Genomic DNA, 16,957 nt, shown 5'->3' on the forward strand with positions numbered 1-16,957 from the left:
GTGAGCACGGATGGTCGCACATCCGCTTCTATCGAGGGCTCCATGCTCTTGTCAGGCGATCGACGACACCTCCACATCCATGGTCATCCGATCGCTATCACCCGGTTTGCCTGCTGAGAAAACTTCACTATGCGCCAACCATGCTCCGCATGCCATGCGAAATTCCAGGCCGGGCCATCCGCATGTCGGCGTTACTTCGTGTGGCGGTGATCGGACCGCGCTCCAGGCGCTAATGATGCCGGGCCTGACCGGCCGGGAATCACCATTCCCGAATGGGTGCCACCAATTTGGCTCCCGCGATTCGGGGAATTCCATGGTGGCCGCACCTGGTGCTGATTCTATTCGGCGTGCGCACGGGCGCGCTCCGCCTGGATTCCCTGGGAGTGGCCCACCGGTGCTCGGGCGGTCCCTGGCTCCTCCGGGCGGCGCACCCCTGTCCTGGCATGGGTGTCGTGCCCGGCGATGCGCGCCGACTGCAGCGGAGAACTGAAGCGTCCCGACGGATCGACACATGCTGGGTATTATGTCTCATTTCACTCTACTGCTATGCCGCCAAATGGGGCGAACTGCTCTGAAAAGTATCAAGAGGAGTCGAACTCTCCAAGATCATGAAAGTTCCGGATTAAGCGATCGCCGCTTTTATATAGGCATAGCATCTATTTGCCTTTATTGAATATAGTGGAACGTGTCTGCGTTTGCCGGATTGGGTATCTTCGAAAATGCATCGCTCATGGCGCGATGACCAGAAATCCAATCCTCATCATTGGAGGGAAATCAATTGATTTCTCGAAGGAGCGACGCGACATCAGATCTGGGTGTCCGCGGTCGCCTGCGGGTATTGGCCATCGCGACAGCGGTGGCCTGCGGCACGGTCGTATCGGGCGGTTCCGCGGCCATGGCCAGTGCCACCAACGCCACGGAGGCCGCTCTCGCCGGATACAAGGCGAACGTGGCAGAACCGACGGTTAAAAAGCCGCGGAAGCCCTGGCTCGACTCCGTCGGCATCACACTCACGGACGACACCGCGCCGACGGTCTTCCGCGTCTCGGCCAACGGCGGTGTGCCGTGGGTCTACGACCCGCGCAATGCGGCCGGATCCCGATGGCAGAGCCTCCGGCAGGTGCCGGGCAGCCAAGGAGGGTTCGTCACCAACATCACCGTGGCTCAGGGCGATCCCGCTGCGAGTCCTGTCGTCGGCGCCACCTTCGCCCTGGCGATCACTGCGCGGACCGGCGCCGGTATTTATCAGACGACATGCGCTGTCGAAGATGCTGGGGGCGACGTCACGTTCACTCCCGTGGGTGGGGTGCTGACCAACTGCAGCGCCTGGGCACTGCTCCCTGCCTGATGCGGCAGATGGCAGGGTGACGAGCAGGTCGGACATCTCCGGGTGCTGGACCGCGCCTGAGAGGTGTTCGGCCCTGCTCGGCGCTCGATCGGCCGCTCGCCGTCGCGGCCTTCACCGCCGGTCACCCCGGGCAGGCGTCGCCGATGGCGTGGTAGTCGCCGCCGGCGGCCCCCCATACGGTTTTTGCGTTCCCCCGCACCCCGCTCCGCCACCCCCGAAGCCGGTCGCCCAGACGCCGCGCGACATGTGCTCAGTGCCTCTCCGTGGCGTTGACCAGCAAACGCTCCGGCACCACAACATGCGCGGAATACCCAGCTCCGGGCGGCGCTCAAAGCGTGAGTCGTGCCGGACGGCGTTCCGGGTGTTGACCGGATTCATGCGGACCAACGTGCCGTCCCGCTCAGATAGTGCGGTCCGTCTCGCCCGGCCCCGCGCAACGCCGCCGGCGTGGGGGACTGTGCCGACACCAGCGCCCCCTCTCCTCCACATACCCGACCGCGCGGTCGTGGCCGACACTTCGCACCCGGCACCGAGTTCGGCGAACGTCTCGCCTTCACACAGATGGACCAGGACAAGCAGGGCCTGCTGGCCGGGGTTCGGCAGCACCAGGTCGCCTGGAGCCCTCTCGCGGTGCCGCCGGATGGTCCCGGCGACGTGGTTCAAGGCCTGACCCGACAGATCGACGGCGGCGCGGTGGGACAGCACCCGGAGTTCCTGGCGATGAGGGCACCGCACGTACGGCCGGAGCGGGCTGAAATGGATTCACGGAAGATGAAGGACAGGTGGTCCTTCAGCCTCTCCCTGGAGGCGGGTGTCGAACCGCCATGCTTCGGCTGCCGCAGGGCCAGCAGGGCTGCTCGCCATGCGGGGATTGTCCTCTCTGGTTCGATCGCGCCGACCTCCCCGATCGAATGGGAACGTTGGCCGGCCGCCACGCGCTAGGCGATCACGAAACACGTGATCGCCGCTGCTGAGGGTGACACCCCGGGCAATCCTCAAACCCGTGTCATGGACGCTTACCGCCGGCCGGCTCGAACCAGGCCGGCAGCGTGATTCCCAGACGGACGGAGAGGCGGTCCGCACCGGACGCGTGCGCCGGTCTGGGCTGGACCTGAAACGCCTGTGGGACCCCGTGCCGGCGCCCCACAGGCGTTCAGGCCGAAGAGATCCGGTCAGCGGGAGCGCCTCTTTTTGCTTGGCCTGTCCTGGAACAGGATTTCGGCGTCGATGTGTGAACCGCTGTACCCCGTGTACGAGTTGTTGCCTCCGCGGTGCCGCGTGTGTCTGTCGTGCCTCGCGGACATGCGGGGTTCTCGGTCTTGCCGCGTGAACTCGTCGGGGCGTCTGCTGGGGCTCCGATCGGTCGTGTTCTGGTCGGACCTGCGCTTTCCACGGCCACCCGGAACCGGGGCTTGTCCCTCGAACTGCCCGAAGGCCACGTCGAAGGGAGTGTCACCGACAGTGATCGTGTTGGTGACGGCGTTGGTCGCGGTGCTGATCACAGACACGTTGTCGTTCACCTGGTTGGCCACGTAGACGCGGGTGCCGTCCCGTGAGACCGCCACCCCGACGGGACTCCCCCCTACCTGGATGGTGTTGATGACGGTGTTGGTGGCTGTGTCGATGACGAACACCGCATTCGACAACGAACAGGTCACATAAGCACGGGTGCCGTCCAGTGAGACCGCCACCCCGACAGGATTCAGCCCCACCAGGATGGTGGCGATGGCGGTGTTCGTGGCGGTGTTGATCACGGACACGCTGTCGGAATTCAGATTCGTCGCGTAGACGAAGGCGCCGGAAGGTGTGATGTCCAGCCCGGCGGGGTTGCTCTGGACTGTGACGGAGTCGATGACGGTGCTTGACGCGACGTTGATCACTGACACTGTGGTGCCCCCCGAATTGGCCACGTAGGCGCGTGTGCCATCCGGCGTGAACACCACCCCGACAGGATTCTGCTCCACCTGGATGGTGTTGATGACGGTGTTGGAGGCGGCGTCGATCACCGACACGTCGTTCGTGAGGTAATTGGTCACGTAAACCCGGGTGCCGTCAGGGGAGACCGCCACCCCGAAGGGGAAGTCCCCAACGCCAACGGTGGCGATGACGGTGCCGGTGGCGGTGTCGATCACCGACACGTTGTCGTCCCCCCCGTTGACCACGTAGGCGCGGGTGCTGTCGGGACTGATCGCGACCCCCTGGGGATTGTCACCGACGGTGATCGTGTTGGTGACGGTGTTGGTGGCGACGTCGATCACCGACACGGTGTCGGAGTCGGAATTGGTCACGTAAGCGAACTGCCGGTCTTGTGCCAGGGCCGGTGTCGGGACGGAGAGGGCCGTCGGCACCGCCAACCCGACTATGGCCACCGCTATCAGCGATGCCCGGATTCGGGACCACCATGCCCAGTCATCGCGTTGACCCAGAAGCCCCGAAGAGCGACTCTCGATCACGCTTCTCAGGCGAAGCCGCAGCAACATCGGAACCTCCATGTCGACGATCGATGCTTCTGTTCTACGTATGCGTGAGGTCGTGCCAAGAGCGACGGCGCACCGGTTTGCCTGTTTCCGCGATGCGAATTGGCGCATTCATGGATCTTTGGCCGGTAAGGCGCTGCTTCTGTGGTCAATCAGGATCGGCCGCCCATGAGATTTGGATATTTTGCCTGAATTGTCCGGTTTTAGTATATGTAATCAACGGATCTCATCGGGCTCAGCGGTCATTCGTATCGTGATCGGATATTGTGCAGCATATTTGGTAGATCTATTTGAGTGGCTCTTTACATGTATCCATGGGAGGTATTTAATGAAGCTGCCATCAACGCCATTGATCGAAGCAATCGCATTGGATCCAGCTCATCCTGGGCAGAGCTTCGATCGATCGAAAATCGCATGAGCGATATGGCGCAGGAGCGTGCTGCGCTCATGCTCGGACCACGCTGGCGCTCACTTCTGGGGGTGAGGCAGAAATCTCCGCATTATCACGTGGTCGTCCATCTACTCATGCGCTGGCTCCGGCGAGACTTCATTGGACTCGCGCTCGGCGTTCATCCGATCGCGCGCATCGGCATTCATTGACTGTCTGATCCACGAGATTCGTGTTGGCGCACCCCATGCGTCGGTCCCGTCCCCGACCGCTTGAGCCACGCCCACTCTCCTTGAGGGAGAACTCCCGTATCCACCTTCCCCTAAGCTCTCCCGTTCGCGAGAAAGAACAGTCAAATGGCACCAGTCATCACGTCGATCAGCGTCGCGCCGCAGAACACAAATCAGGGCAGCTATGGTCAGACCCTCACGGTCAACGGCACCGGTCTCGGTACGACCGTGACAGGCACGATCAGAATCGGAGCCAAGAGCGTCACCCCCGCCACGAACACCGGCACCGTGGCCACGTGCGTGCTGCCTTCCGGCTGCGGCCAGGTCAGCGTCAGCGTCGTCGTCAGCGGCGCCGGCGGTGGCACGAGCAACGGACTGCCGCTGTACTTCATCGGATCCCCGTTCGTCGCCGAGATCACGCCGACCGAAGGCTCGGCCACCGCCCCCTCCGCCGTCACGCTCGCCGGCGAGGCGCTGCTCACGACGAACCAGGTCCAGTTTCAGGGCGTGACAGGCACTCTCGTCCCTCCCACCAGCGACACCCAGGTCACGGCGACCCCCGCGCCGATAGCGGAGCTCGATGCCGCACCGTGGTTCCAGGTGAGGAGTGCCTCGGTGCGTACGGCGGGCGGGACGTTCACCGTCCCCAGCGCCTTGGCCCTCTTCGACACTCCCGCGATCACGGATCTCGATCCCGACACCGGCCCGGCCGGCACTGAGGTCGTCATCACGGGCACCGGATTCGTCGGCTCTTCCATCAGCGTCACCTTCGGCGGAGTCGACGCCGACTTCACCTCCATGTCCGACACGCAAATCCTGGCCACCGCCCCAACCGGTCCCGTTGCCGGCGCCCAGGATGTCGTCGTGAGCACACCAGGTGGGGACAGCGTCGCCGCCACCTTCACCTACGTCTGAGCTTCGGCAAGGACATCCGACCGTCGGGGCGGCGCGATCAGGCGTTGCCCCGACGCCGTCAACGTCGGCGCTCAACCGGACGCCACAGCGCACGCCGATCTCGAGCCGTCGGCGCCGGCGCGCCGACGTGATGGGGAATGGGTCTGGACCGGCCGGCCGCCAGGCTCTGGACCTCCGGCCAACCGAGAGGACGTGACCGTATGGCCCCTGTCGTCCAGAGCGTGACTCCCAATCAGGGCTCGTCAGCGGGTGGCACCAGCGTCACCATCGCCGGGACCGGGTTCACCGGGTCCAGCGCCGCGAGATTCGGTGGAATAGCGGGCGCCGGCTTCGTGCTGGTCTCCAGCACCCAGATCACCGTCATTACCCCGCCGGGTACGGGGACGGTCAATGTGACGGTCACCGGCGCCGGCGGCGCCAGCTCCCAGAACGTCCCGTTCACCTACGTGAACGCACCCGCCCCCGTCATCACCGCCCTGATGCCGAACACGGGACAGGAGACAGGCGGAACCATCGTCACGATCACCGGCAGTGGTTTCACCGGTGCCACCCAGGTGCGGTTCGGCACGCTGTCATCCGTCTTCACCGTGAACTCCGGCAGCAACATCACCGCCACGGCCCCTGCTGCCGGTGCGGGCCCCGTTCTTGTCACGGTCACCACCCCGGCAGGCACAAGCTACCCCGCGCCGTTCTGCTATTCCGCCGTGGCCACTCCCGTCGTCACGGACATAGATCCCGGCCAGGGCCCACTCGCCGGAGGCACCATCGTCACGATCACCGGCAGTGGTTTCACCGGTGCCACCCAGGTGGGGTTCGGCGTGTTGCCATCCGCCTTCACGGTGATCTCGGACAGCCAGGTGAACGCCACGGCGCCCGCGGGTTCCGGCACTGTCCCGGTCACCGTTGTGACACCAGGGGGATCGAGTGCGGGTGACGTCTTCTACGACTACCTCGCCGCCCCGGCGATCGTGAGCCTGAATCCGGGTGCGGGGCCGTCTTTCGGCGGCAACTCCGTCACCATCGCTGGGATCGGTTTCACGTACGCATCGGATGTGTTCTTCGGCGCCTCCCCTGCCCCGTTCTCCATCGTCTCCGACTCCCAGATCGTGGCCACCCCACCCGCGGGCACCGGCACGGTCGTGGTCACGGTCGTGTCAGCCGGTGGCTCCAGCTCTCCCGGCGCGCCCTACACCTACTTGTGAAGCCTCAGAGAGATCATGTAATGAGGCATTGGCTATGCGCATAATCAGACCCATATGTCCGAATTGATAGCGACGGGATCTCACGCGTGCCGAGCTTCGGGCGGTGAGGTCCCGCCATCGCGCTCGCGATCATCCGCTCTCGGTGCCGGCCACGCGACCCCGCAGGTGCCGCACCCCCTGTACGCCCCGAGGTATGTGAGGCCAGATGTCTAAAACTGCAAGATAAAACCACTATGTAGGGATGCGGGGCCCGCCCGGACGCGATGCTTATGGTGGAGGGAAGGAGAAGGAGGAAGCAGCATGGCAGGAGAGCCGATCCCGCACTGGCCGGGACGCATGATCGGCTCGGTGCACGTCCGGTCCACCGGTCCGATCCCGCACGAGCCGGCAGGCCCGCAGGGGCCCGGCGAACACGCCGGTCCCCAGGAGCAGGCCGTCTTCGTACACGGCCTGACCGGTTCGGCCACCAACTGGACCGACCTCATGGGCGAGCTCAAGGACACCGTCACCGGCCACGCCCTCGACCTGCCCGGCGCCGGTTTCTCCCCCGCACCCAAGGACGGCGACTACTCGGTCTCCGGCGGCGCCAGGGCAGTGACGGAGCTGATGGAGCACACGGGCCCGGCCCACCTGTTCGGCAACTCGCTCGGCGGCGCCATCGCCGTCAAAGTGGCCGCCGCCCGCCCGGACCTGGTCCGCTCCCTCACCCTCATCTCCCCGGCCCTGCCCGACCTGCGCCCTAGATATGGCCCCGTCCGCGTGGCCGCCGCCGCGGTGCCCGTGCTCGGCGAATGGGTGGCGAGCAGGCTCCGCCTGGTCCCGGCCGAGCACCGCATCACCGCCTCATACGCGATGGTCTGGGCCAACGCGAGCGGCGTGCACCCACTGCGCCTGAGGGAGGCCATCGAGGAGCTCCGCAGGCGGGACGACCTGCCCTACTCCGGCGAGGCCATGGTCGGTTCGGCCCGCGGCATCGTGGCCGAGTATTTCCGCCGCGGGCGGGACAGCCTGTGGCGCCAGGCGGCCCAGGTGCGGGCGCCGACGCTCATCGTCCACGGCAGGCACGACCGCCTCGTCCGCCCCGCCATGGCGGCCAAGGCAGGGCGTACGTTCCGGCAGGTCAGGCTGGTGCTGCTGCCCACGGCGGGACACGTGGCGATGATGGAGATGCCGCGGGTCGTGGCGGCGGAGGCCCGCCGGCTGATCGGTGAGACCGGCTCTGGGAATGCCCCACTGACCTACTAGGTTTCACTGATAGACAAGACCCCTGGAACGGGAGCGTAGAAAGTGTCGTTGCCACCGCTGGTCGAGCCGGCCGCCGAGCTGACCGTCGACGAAGTGCGCCGCTACTCGCGCCACCTGATCATCCCCGACGTGGGAATGTCGGGGCAGAAGCGGCTGAAGAACGCCAAGGTGCTGTGTGTGGGCGCCGGGGGGCTGGGCTCGCCCGCGCTGATGTACCTCGCGGCGGCGGGCGTCGGCACCCTCGGCATCATCGACTTCGACGTCGTCGATGAGTCCAACCTGCAGCGCCAGATCATCCACGGCCAGTCCGACGTGGGCCGGCCGAAGGCGGAGAGCGCCGCCGCCACCGTGCGCGAGATCAACCCGCTGGTCCAGGTGATCCTCCACAACGAGGCCCTGACCACCGAAAACGTCATGGAGATCTTCTCCGGCTACGACCTCATCGTCGACGGCACCGACAACTTCGCCACGCGTTACATGGTGAACGACGCCGCTGTGCTGCTCGGCAAGCCGTACGTCTGGGGTTCGATCTACCGCTTCGACGGCCAGGCGAGCGTGTTCTGGGCCGAACATGGGCCCTGCTACCGCTGCCTCTACCCGGAGCCCCCGCCTCCCGGCATGGTGCCGTCGTGCGCCGAGGGCGGCGTGCTCGGCGTGCTGTGCGCGTCGATCGGCTCCATCCAGGTCAACGAGGCCATCAAGCTGCTGACCGGCATCGGCGACCCGCTGGTCGGGCGGCTGATGATCTATGACGCCCTGGAGATGAAGTACCGCGACGTCAAGGTCCGCAAGGACCCCGAGTGCGTGCTGTGCGGTAAGAACCCGACGGTCACCGAGCTACTCGAGGACTATGAGGCGTTCTGCGGCGCGATCTCCGACGAGGCCGCGGAGGCCGCCAGCGGCTCCACGATCACCGCGCTCGAGCTCAAGGCCATGCAGGACAACGGCGAGAACATCTTCCTCGTCGACGTCCGTGAGCCCAACGAGTACGAGATCGTCTCCATCCCCGGCGCCAAGCTGATCCCCAAGGGCGAGTTCCTCAACGGCTCGGCCCTGGAGCAGCTTCCGCAGGACAAGCGCATCGTGCTCCACTGCAAGTCCGGCGCGCGCTCGGCCGAGGCACTGGCGATCGTCAAGAGCGCCGGGTTCTCCGACGCCGTGCACGTGGGTGGCGGCGTGCTGAGCTGGATCAAGACCGTCGACCCGAGCCTGCCCAGCTACTAGAGGTTTCCGGGGAAGCTCCCAGGACGCCCCTATTAAGGTCGATGGCGTGAACCCATCCCGTCCTTGGCCCACGCTCGTGGTGGCCTCCGCGCTGACCCTGGTCTGCGCGGTCGCCGCCGGAGTGGCGGGCAGCACGGCGGGCACGGAGCTCACCCGCGGCCCGAGCACCGCGGAGCTGCGCACGGCGGCCAGGCACGAGGTCGCCGAGCGCTGGCGCACCTGGCCCACCGGCCGTATCTTCCCCGCCACATTGCCGTACTCCGCCGAGCAGGGCGGGCGGGAGCAGGCCAGCAGGATCGGCATCTCGCCGCGGACCGCCTGCGACGCCGTGGACGACCCGGCGGCCAAGGCGCTGCGCCGGGCGGGGTGCAAGGGCGTGCTGCGGGCGACGTACATCGACGCGTTGCGCGGCGTGCTCGTCACGATCGGCGTCGTGGCGCTGCCCGACGAGCTCGATGCCGTACGCGCCAAATCCGCCTTCTCCGACTCGGGCAAGCCCGTGCCCGGACTGCGCCCGCTGGCGTTCCGGAACACGGTCTCCGACCGGTTCACCCCCGGCGTGCGCCAGGCGGGATCGGTCCGCCAGGCGGGGCCGTACCTGGTGCTGACCACGGCCGGGCAGGTGGACGGCAGACCCGGGGACGCGGCGGGCGAGACGCGGCCGGCCATCTTCGCCTTCGCCGCCGAGATGTCCGAGCGCGTGCTGCACGATCTGAGCACGCCCAGGGAGCCCGACTGCACGGCCGCGGAGTGGCAGTGCTGAGCCGGCGCCGGGCGGTCGCGGCGGCGCTGTCCACGGTGTCGCTGTCCACGGCGTTGTTCCTCGCGGGGCCGGGGGCGGCGGCGCCCGCGCGGGCCGACGACGTGCGCGTCGGGCAGCAGCCGGTGATCAGGACGCTGCAGCTCACCCAGGCCTGGCGGATCACGAGGGGCTCGGGGGTGACGGTGGCCGTGCTCGACTCGGGCGTCGATCCCCGCCACCGCGACCTGGCCGGATCTGTGCGGGTGGGCCGGGACTTCACCGTGGGCGCGAACCCGCTGGGGACCAGGCCGCGCCGGCTGCACGGCACGTACATGGCCTCGTTGATCGCCGGGCACGGTCACGGCCGCCAGGGAAAGCAGGGGATCATCGGCGTCGCGCCCGAAGCGGACGTACTGTCAGTAAGGGTCATCCTTGAGGACGAGGAGCCGGGTTTCCGGGAGTTCAACTCGGCCGAGCGCTTCGAGGACGTGGTGGCCCGCGGCATTCGCTACGCGGTGGACGAGGGGGCTGACGTCATCAACATGTCGATCTCCAAGGAGCTGGCGACCCGGGAGGAGCGGGCGGCCATCCGCTACGCCATCGCCAAGGGCGTCGTGCTGGTCGCCGCCGCGGGAAATGACGGTGACAGGAAATTCCCCGGCGACTACGCGCCCTACTCCTACCCGGCCGCGTTCCCCGGGGTGGTGTCGGTGGGGGCGACGGACCGGCGGCTGCGCCGGGCCGCGTTCTCCAACTCCAACTCCTCCGTGCTGGTGGCCGCGCCCGGCGTCGACATCATGGGCGCCGGTCCCGGCGGCGCGTACTGGGTGGGCCGGGGCACCTCGCAGGCGACCGCGCTGGTGTCCGGAGTCGTAGCCCTTATTAAAGCTAAATTTCCGCAGATGTCGCCGCCGCTCGTGGTGCGTGCCCTGGCCGCCGGCGCCGTCGACCGCCCCCCGGGCGGCTACGACACCGGCACCGGCTTCGGCGTCGTGAACGCCCCCAGGGCCCTGGCCGAGGCCGGCAAGCTCGCCAGGCACACCGAGGCCGCCACGGGTGCCCAGGTCCAGAACCCCGCCGTGCCCGCGGTCGGCGGCCGGACCGGCTCGATCAAGGTCATCACCAGGGACGAGCGGCTCGTCACGGTCTCCGCGGCCGTCGCCGCCGCGGGGGCCGCCGGCGCGATCGGATCCCTGGCCGTCATATTCATCCTGGTCAGACGCGTACGCAGGGAGCCAGACGCACGAGACGCATGATCCGCCCACTTAGGGGGACGAAATAGACACAATACGAACGCGAGGGAGTGCCGCCGCCCAGAAGGGTGGCGGGAGCCGAGCGACCACGGAAGGCGGCGGCCCCCAGCGACCGAGCCGTCTCACGGGTGATGTGACGGAGCCCGGGGCGACAGCGCCTGAGGCGATTGAGCACGGAACGAGGCGGTGGTGAACGCACGTAGGTCGACCTCAGGGCTACCGCGCGCGGGGGGAGAGGCCACCCCGGGCCGGAGAAATCCGCTCGGCGCCACCACCGGCCGCCGATCACGCGTGCGTTCCTGGCCCGCGGCGGACTCCCGCAAACGCACGGCCGCGACGGAACGCGCCGAGCGGCTCCGGATCGAGCAGGGTGTTCGCTACCGGCGTATCTTCGTGACGCTGCTCACCGTCATCGTGATCGCGTCGGCCGTCGTCGTGCTGCTCGGCACCGTCGGCCTGTTCGCCGAGACCCGCTCCCGCCCGCTGACCCCCGACGAACAAAATCAGTACAAGCAGGAGGAGATCGCCCGGCGCTGGCAGGCCTGGCCGGCCACCGGTGTCTTCCCGGAAGAGGTGAAATACCTCGGGCTCGACCGGGCCCAGCAGTACGCCAGGCGCGTCGGCATCGCACCCGAGACCGGGTGCGGCAAGGCCGTGGACGCCTCCGTGGCCGGGGTGCTGGACGAGTACGGTTGCTTGACCATGCTGCGGGCCACCTACGTCGACCAGACGGCCTCGTTCGTCATCACGGTCGGCGTGGCGGTGCTCAAGGACGAGGCGTCCAGGGTCTCGGCGGGCGAGGAGCTCGGCCAGGACGACCGCGTGGGCGTGCTGCCCGTGGCCTTCCCCGGCACGGTGACCGAACGCTTCGGCCCCGACCAGCGCCAGCGCACCGGCTGGGTGGGCGCGGGTCCCTACCTCGTGTTCTCGACGGCGGGATACGCCGACGGCCGGACCAGGGCCGCGATCCCGCCCGAGGAGATCCTGCACAGCGAGTTGTGGCCGGCCGCGAAGTCGATCGGCAGTCAGATCGCCTATTTCCTGGCGGACCCGCCCAAGGTGCCGCCCTGCACCCAGGGGAACGTGTGCTGACCGTCGTACGCACGCTGGCCGCCGCGCTGCTCGTGCTCGCAGGACCCGCCGCCGACCCGGTACGCGACCAGCAGCAGTGGGTGCTCGACGCGCTCAACGTCGAGCAGGCCTGGAACCTCACCAAGGGCGCGGGCATCACCGTCGCCGTCGTGGACAGCGCGGTGGACGGCCAGGTCAAGGAGCTGCGCGGGCGCGTGACCGGGGGTCCCGACATGACCTCGGGCGTGACCACCCAGGCGGTGGCGCCGGGCCGGCACGGCACCGCCATGGCCGGCCTGATCGCCGGCTCCGGCGTGGACGACGGGTTCGTCGGCGTCGCCCCGGAATCCCGCATCCTGTCGCTGCCGCTGGTCGTGGACGGCGAGCCGCAGACCGCCGGCCCGCCGCCGCAGGCCGAGCGGCCCGCCGCGGAAAGCCCGCTCGCCCGCGCGCTGCGCTACGCCGCCAACCACGGCGCCCAGGTCATCAGCATGTCGATCGGCTCGTACGGCCCGCTCAGGGCCGAGCGCGAGGCCGTCTCCTACGCCCTGGGCAAGGGCGTGGTGCTGGTCGCCGCGGTGGGCAACGACGGCCAGACCACCTACGCCAAGGAGCACTCCACCTCCTACTGGAGCTTCCCGGCGGGCTACCCGGGGGTCATCGGCGTGGCGGCCACCGACAGGCAGGGCCGGCGGGCCGCGTTCAGCAGCGACAACCTGTCCGTGCTGGTCTCCGCGCCCGGCGTGGAGGTGCCCGTGGTCAAGCGCGGAAGCGGCTACGAGCTGTCGGAGGGCACCAGCTCGGCCGCGGCGCTCGTGTCGGGCGTGGCCGCGCTCATCAAGTCCCGCTATCCCAACCTGCCGCCCGAGCAGGTGGCCCAGGCCCTGGCCATGAGCGCCCGGGGCAGGCCGGCCGCCGGCTACGACGACCAGACCGGCTACGGCGTGGTGGACGCCGTAGCCGCGCTGAACGCCGCCGACCGGCTGACCGGCGCGCGACGCACCGTCGAACCGGGGATAGAGCACTTCGGGCAGGGTGAGGACTCGCCCGTGCCGAGCCGTCCCGGGGCCGACCCGCTGCGGTTGTGGCTGTACGGGGGCGGCGTGCTGCTGGCGCTCGTCACCTTCTGCGGCGGGATCCTCATCCTCAACCAACGCAAGGAGTGACGAACACCGCCAGCGCGAAGGGTAAAGATCCGCTATGGTCCCGCCTCATGGGATACGAGCTGCGGGTGGTGCGGGAGTCGCCACTCGCCTTCGCGGAGCTCGCGAGGGCCATCGCACCGGCCGGCTTCGAGCTGCGCGGATCTGACGAGATCGCCGCGGCGCACGGGGGCGGCAGGCACGTGGTGGCCCACTGGCGCGGGCAACTGGTCGGCGAGCCAGGCTCCGACTGGCACCTGGCCCAGCTCCTGCGGCTGTCGGCGGTGCTCGGCGCCCGGCTCGTGGGCGAGGACGGCGAGGTCTACGCGGTACGCGACGGCGTCGTGGAGGTCCTGACGGGCGGCAGCGCCGTGGAGATCGGCAAGTTCGAGGAGATCATCGACGCGGGCCCGTCGGCATGGAGCCCCTGAACCCCTTCGCCGAGCGGGTGCTGGACGTCGTCGAGCGCATTCCGCCCGGCAAGGTCATGGCCTACGGCGACATCGCCGAATACCTCGGTGAGGGCGGCCCCCGCCAGGTGGGCAAGGTGATGTCCACCTGGGGCGGCGGCGTGCCCTGGTGGCGGGTGGTGCACGCCGACGGCACCGGCGCGGCCCCTGACCACGTACAACGCTGCCTGGCGCACTGGCGCGAGGAGGGCACTCCGCTGCGCGGCGAGCGCGTGGACATGCGGCTGGCCCGCTGGGACGGGCGTTCAGGGGATTTTCAGTAAGGCATCTGACCTGCGCATTCCCAGAACGGGCGAATCCGTGACATGTGACTCCTATTACCATGGGCAGAACACTGACGGCGGCCCGAAAGGCGGTGCCTTCCCTATGGCCACCGGCGTCACAGCCCCTAGCCAGGGCGTCGATTCACGCGCCGACCGCCTCAAGGCTGTCCAGGATCTTTGTGATCGTGGCGAGCCTCTGGAAGCGGTCATGCGAGCGGTCGGCCCCGGCGGTCGCGACGCGGCCTTCGACGCCGAGGTGCTCAGCGGCCCCCTGGGGGCGCGCATGGACCTCGCGATCAAGCGCGGCGCCGCCCGGCGGCGCGAGCTGCTCGATCTCGTGCGCCCTTACCTGGCGGCGGTCGACGCGGGCGTCAAACGCGACCTGCCGGTCGCGCGGCGGGTCATCTGCCACCTGATCGAGCACCGCCCCGACGAGGAGCTCGTCGAGGGCGAGACCCTCGCCAAGGTCGCCGCCGCGGCGGCCGAGCCCTCCAAGCGCATCCGCAAGGGCCTGCGCTGGTACGCCGACCTGCCCTTCCGCGACGAGCTGCCGCCCGACCTCTACCGCCTGCGCCGCGCCGACCTGGTGCCGGTGACCCACATCGACGACATCGTCTGGGTCAACGGCAGGCTGCGCGTCACCGGCTTCGCCTACCTGGCCGGGCTCTCCGTCCGCAGCCGCAGGTTCAACTGGGCGACCGTGGTGCTGCGCGGGCCGCGCTGGCTGCCGCCCATCCGCATGCGCACCCGCCGCGTCCTGGCGCCCGAGGCCACCCACGGCGCGCGCGAGCCGGGCTGCAACTACGACTGGTCCGGCTTCACCGCCGAGCTGAGCCCGTGGCCGCTGCGCTGGCGCGGCGGCGTGCGCGGCGCGGTGCATGCCGTGCGCCGCCGGATGCGGCACCGGCCCTCGGTGCCCGACGCGACGACGTGGCGGGCCGAGATCGTGTTCTGGAGCCGCGGGGCGCGGGCCACCGGCCTGCTGCGCGGCTCCTCGGTCGGCCGGCCCGAGCGGCCCGCCGGGCTCAAGCTCAAGCCGGGCTGGTGGGCCAGGCCGGTCTGGACGTCCGACCGGGCGCTGCAGGTCGTGCTCCAGCCCAACAGGGCCGAGCTGGCGGGCGTGTCCGTCGACGGCGAGCGCCTCGAACTCAAGATCTTCCTGCCCGGGCGCTCGGTCACCAAGGGCCACGCCAGGCTGGGCGGCCACCGCATCGCCGCCGACTTCACGCCCGTCGAGGGCGGCACGCAGGTCGTGGTGGGGCTGGCCGTGCCCACGCTGCTGCAGGAGAAGGACGGCCGGCGGCTCTGGGTCGAGCCCAAGGGCGACCCGGCGGCCTCCGTCATGCTCGCCGACCTGGTCGAGACGCGCACGCCCGTCGGAGACCGCGAGATCACCGTGCTCGGCGACCGTCGTGACCGCGTCGTCGTCTCGGCCCACCGCATCCGCCCGGTGATCACCTCGGCGGTGTGGGAAGGTTCCACGCTCATCCTGCGCGGCGACTACCCGGACGACCCCGGGCCGCGCACGCTGAGCCTGCGGCATCGCTCGGGGCTGACCTACGTGATTCCGATGGAGCGCTCCGGGGCGGACTTCACCGTACGCGTCGAGCCCGCGGCCATGGACCGCTTCGGCGACCCCGTGCCGCTGGCCTCCGGCACCTGGAACATGTCGCTGCGCCACCCGTCCGGCGAAATCGTGCCGCTGCGCATGGACCACGCCGCCCTGCCCGGGCTCGACGAGGACCCGCGTACGTTCGCCGACCGGACGTACCGCATGATCTCCACGCGTTTCGACGTGCCGGTGATCATCGTCGATGAGGTCAGGCCGGCCGACGAGCGCGGCGTGGCGGGCACCCACGTCCTGCGCCGCGTCTTCTACCCGGCCCAGCGCACGGAGCCGCTGAACGACGCGACGGTCTACGTGGTCAACGACGGCCGCCTCTACGCCGACAGCGTGCGCGCCATCTACGAGGAGCGGCTGCGGCGCGGCGACGACCGCGAGCACATCTGGATCGTCAAGGACGGCGCGTTCGTGCCGCCGGGCAACGCGACCGTCGTACGCGCCGGCAGCCGCGAGCACCACGCCGCCCTGGCCAGGTCCCGCCACATCGTGACCAACTCGTTCCTGCCCGCCTGGTTCCGGGCGCGCGAGGACCAGGTCGTGGTGCAGGCGTGGCACGGCACCCCGATCAAGCGCATCGGCAACGACCAGCCGCACATGGCCCGCGACCCGAAGCCGCCGATCTGGCACCGCCAGGCGGCGGAGGTGCGCGGCTGGGACCTGCTGCTGTCGCAGTCGCCGTGGGCCACGCCGGTGCTGCGGCGCGCCTTCGGCTACAAGGGCGAGATCCTGGAGAGCGGCCTGCCCCGCAACGACGTCCTCAACTCGCCCGACCGGGACGAGCTGGCGGCGGCGGTGCGCGAGCGCCTGGGCCTGGCGAAGGGCAAGCGGGTCGTCCTGTACGCGCCCACGTATCGGGACTACGACCGCAAGAACGCCATGGTCAAGCTGGACCTGGCCAAGGCCAGGCAGGCGCTGGGGGCCGACCACGAGATCCTGGTCCGCGCCCACCCGATGCAGGCCATGCCCGCCGTCCCCGACATCGCCCACGACGTCACGACTTATCCGGATATCGCCGACCTGCTGTTGGTCGCCGACGTCCTGGTGACGGACTACTCGTCGGTCATGTTCGACTTCGCCTGCACCGGCCGCCCGATCGTGCTGTACGGCTACGACCTGCCGAAATACTCCGCGAAGCGGGGCATCTACCTGGACCTCGCCGCGCAGGCCCCCGGCCCGGTGCTCTCGACGTCGGCGGAGGTGATCGAGGCGTTGCGCTCGATCGACAAGGTGGCGACCGAGCACGCCGACCGCTACGACGCCTTCCGTGCCACGTTCGCCCCGCGCGACGACGGCAAGGCCACGGCCAGGGTGGTCGACCACCTCTTCTCGTGATCGCGGCCCGGCCTCGTCTCACGTCGGATGA

The 16,957-nt window shown here is 69.0% G+C and carries 15 protein-coding genes; 14 read left to right on the plus strand and 1 reads right to left on the minus strand.

Annotated elements, in window-relative coordinates:
* Positions 1-763 precede the first annotated feature (763 nt).
* Both ABGB18_RS44760 and ABGB18_RS44765 read left to right on the plus strand, forming a co-directional pair.
* Positions 764-1,348 (plus strand): hypothetical protein, encoded by a 585-nt coding sequence (locus ABGB18_RS44760; protein WP_347701799.1) that lies wholly within the window; start codon positions 764-766, stop codon positions 1,346-1,348.
* Between the two features lie 561 nt (positions 1,349-1,909).
* Complete coding sequence (locus tag ABGB18_RS44765) at positions 1,910-2,290, plus strand: hypothetical protein (RefSeq protein ID WP_347701800.1); 381 nt, start codon at positions 1,910-1,912, stop codon at positions 2,288-2,290.
* Positions 2,291-2,520: 230 nt separating this feature from the next.
* On the opposite strand, the gene ABGB18_RS44770 is transcribed toward ABGB18_RS44765, so the two are convergent.
* Positions 2,521-3,828 carry a YncE family protein gene (locus ABGB18_RS44770; protein ID WP_347701801.1) on the minus strand — a complete coding sequence of 436 codons (1,308 nt, stop codon included), beginning with the start codon at positions 3,826-3,828 and terminating at the stop codon, positions 2,521-2,523.
* A 291-nt stretch (positions 3,829-4,119) separates the two neighbouring features.
* On the opposite strand from ABGB18_RS44770, the gene ABGB18_RS44775 reads away from it, so the two are divergent.
* The 12 genes from ABGB18_RS44775 (at position 4,120) to ABGB18_RS44830 (ending at position 16,926) form a co-directional block, all read left to right on the plus strand.
* Positions 4,120-4,425 (plus strand): hypothetical protein, encoded by a 306-nt coding sequence (locus ABGB18_RS44775; protein WP_347701802.1) that lies wholly within the window; start codon positions 4,120-4,122, stop codon positions 4,423-4,425.
* 144 nt (positions 4,426-4,569) lie between these two features.
* Complete coding sequence (locus tag ABGB18_RS44780) at positions 4,570-5,358, plus strand: IPT/TIG domain-containing protein (protein ID WP_347701803.1); 789 nt, start codon at positions 4,570-4,572, stop codon at positions 5,356-5,358.
* A gap of 200 nt (positions 5,359-5,558) precedes the next feature.
* Positions 5,559-6,560 (plus strand): IPT/TIG domain-containing protein, encoded by a 1,002-nt coding sequence (locus ABGB18_RS44785; protein ID WP_347701804.1) that lies wholly within the window; start codon positions 5,559-5,561, stop codon positions 6,558-6,560.
* 300 nt (positions 6,561-6,860) lie between these two features.
* Positions 6,861-7,805 carry an alpha/beta hydrolase gene (locus tag ABGB18_RS44790; RefSeq protein ID WP_347701805.1) on the plus strand — a complete coding sequence of 315 codons (945 nt, stop codon included), beginning with the start codon at positions 6,861-6,863 and terminating at the stop codon, positions 7,803-7,805.
* Positions 7,806-7,847: 42 nt separating this feature from the next.
* Positions 7,848-9,029, plus strand: a complete 1,182-nt coding sequence (moeZ, locus tag ABGB18_RS44795; RefSeq protein WP_347701806.1) for an adenylyltransferase/sulfurtransferase MoeZ — start codon at positions 7,848-7,850, stop codon at positions 9,027-9,029.
* A 46-nt stretch (positions 9,030-9,075) separates the two neighbouring features.
* Complete coding sequence (locus ABGB18_RS44800) at positions 9,076-9,792, plus strand: hypothetical protein (RefSeq protein ID WP_347701807.1); 717 nt, start codon at positions 9,076-9,078, stop codon at positions 9,790-9,792.
* Positions 9,780-11,027 (plus strand): S8 family serine peptidase, encoded by a 1,248-nt coding sequence (locus ABGB18_RS44805; protein WP_347701808.1) that lies wholly within the window; start codon positions 9,780-9,782, stop codon positions 11,025-11,027. Before ABGB18_RS44800 ends, ABGB18_RS44805 begins: the two co-directional genes overlap by 13 nt.
* A 288-nt stretch (positions 11,028-11,315) precedes the next feature.
* On the plus strand, positions 11,316-12,116 hold the full coding sequence (locus ABGB18_RS44810; RefSeq protein ID WP_347701809.1) for a hypothetical protein: 801 nt from the start codon (positions 11,316-11,318) through the stop codon (positions 12,114-12,116).
* On the plus strand, positions 12,110-13,261 hold the full coding sequence (locus tag ABGB18_RS44815; protein ID WP_347701810.1) for a S8 family serine peptidase: 1,152 nt from the start codon (positions 12,110-12,112) through the stop codon (positions 13,259-13,261). The genes ABGB18_RS44810 and ABGB18_RS44815 overlap by 7 nt, the downstream gene beginning before the upstream one ends.
* Positions 13,262-13,308: 47 nt before the next feature.
* A complete protein-coding gene (locus ABGB18_RS44820) occupies positions 13,309-13,668 on the plus strand; it encodes a hypothetical protein (RefSeq protein ID WP_347701811.1) in 360 nt (119 codons plus the stop codon).
* Entirely contained in the window at positions 13,656-13,970 is a 315-nt protein-coding gene (locus ABGB18_RS44825) for an MGMT family protein (RefSeq protein ID WP_347701812.1), read from the plus strand. The genes ABGB18_RS44820 and ABGB18_RS44825 overlap by 13 nt, the downstream gene beginning before the upstream one ends.
* A 208-nt stretch (positions 13,971-14,178) precedes the next feature.
* A complete protein-coding gene (locus tag ABGB18_RS44830) occupies positions 14,179-16,926 on the plus strand; it encodes a CDP-glycerol glycerophosphotransferase family protein (RefSeq protein ID WP_347701813.1) in 2,748 nt (915 codons plus the stop codon).
* Positions 16,927-16,957 lie beyond the last annotated feature (31 nt).

The organism is Nonomuraea sp. B12E4 (genome assembly GCF_039871825.1).
Taxonomy (GTDB): domain Bacteria; phylum Actinomycetota; class Actinomycetes; order Streptosporangiales; family Streptosporangiaceae; genus Nonomuraea.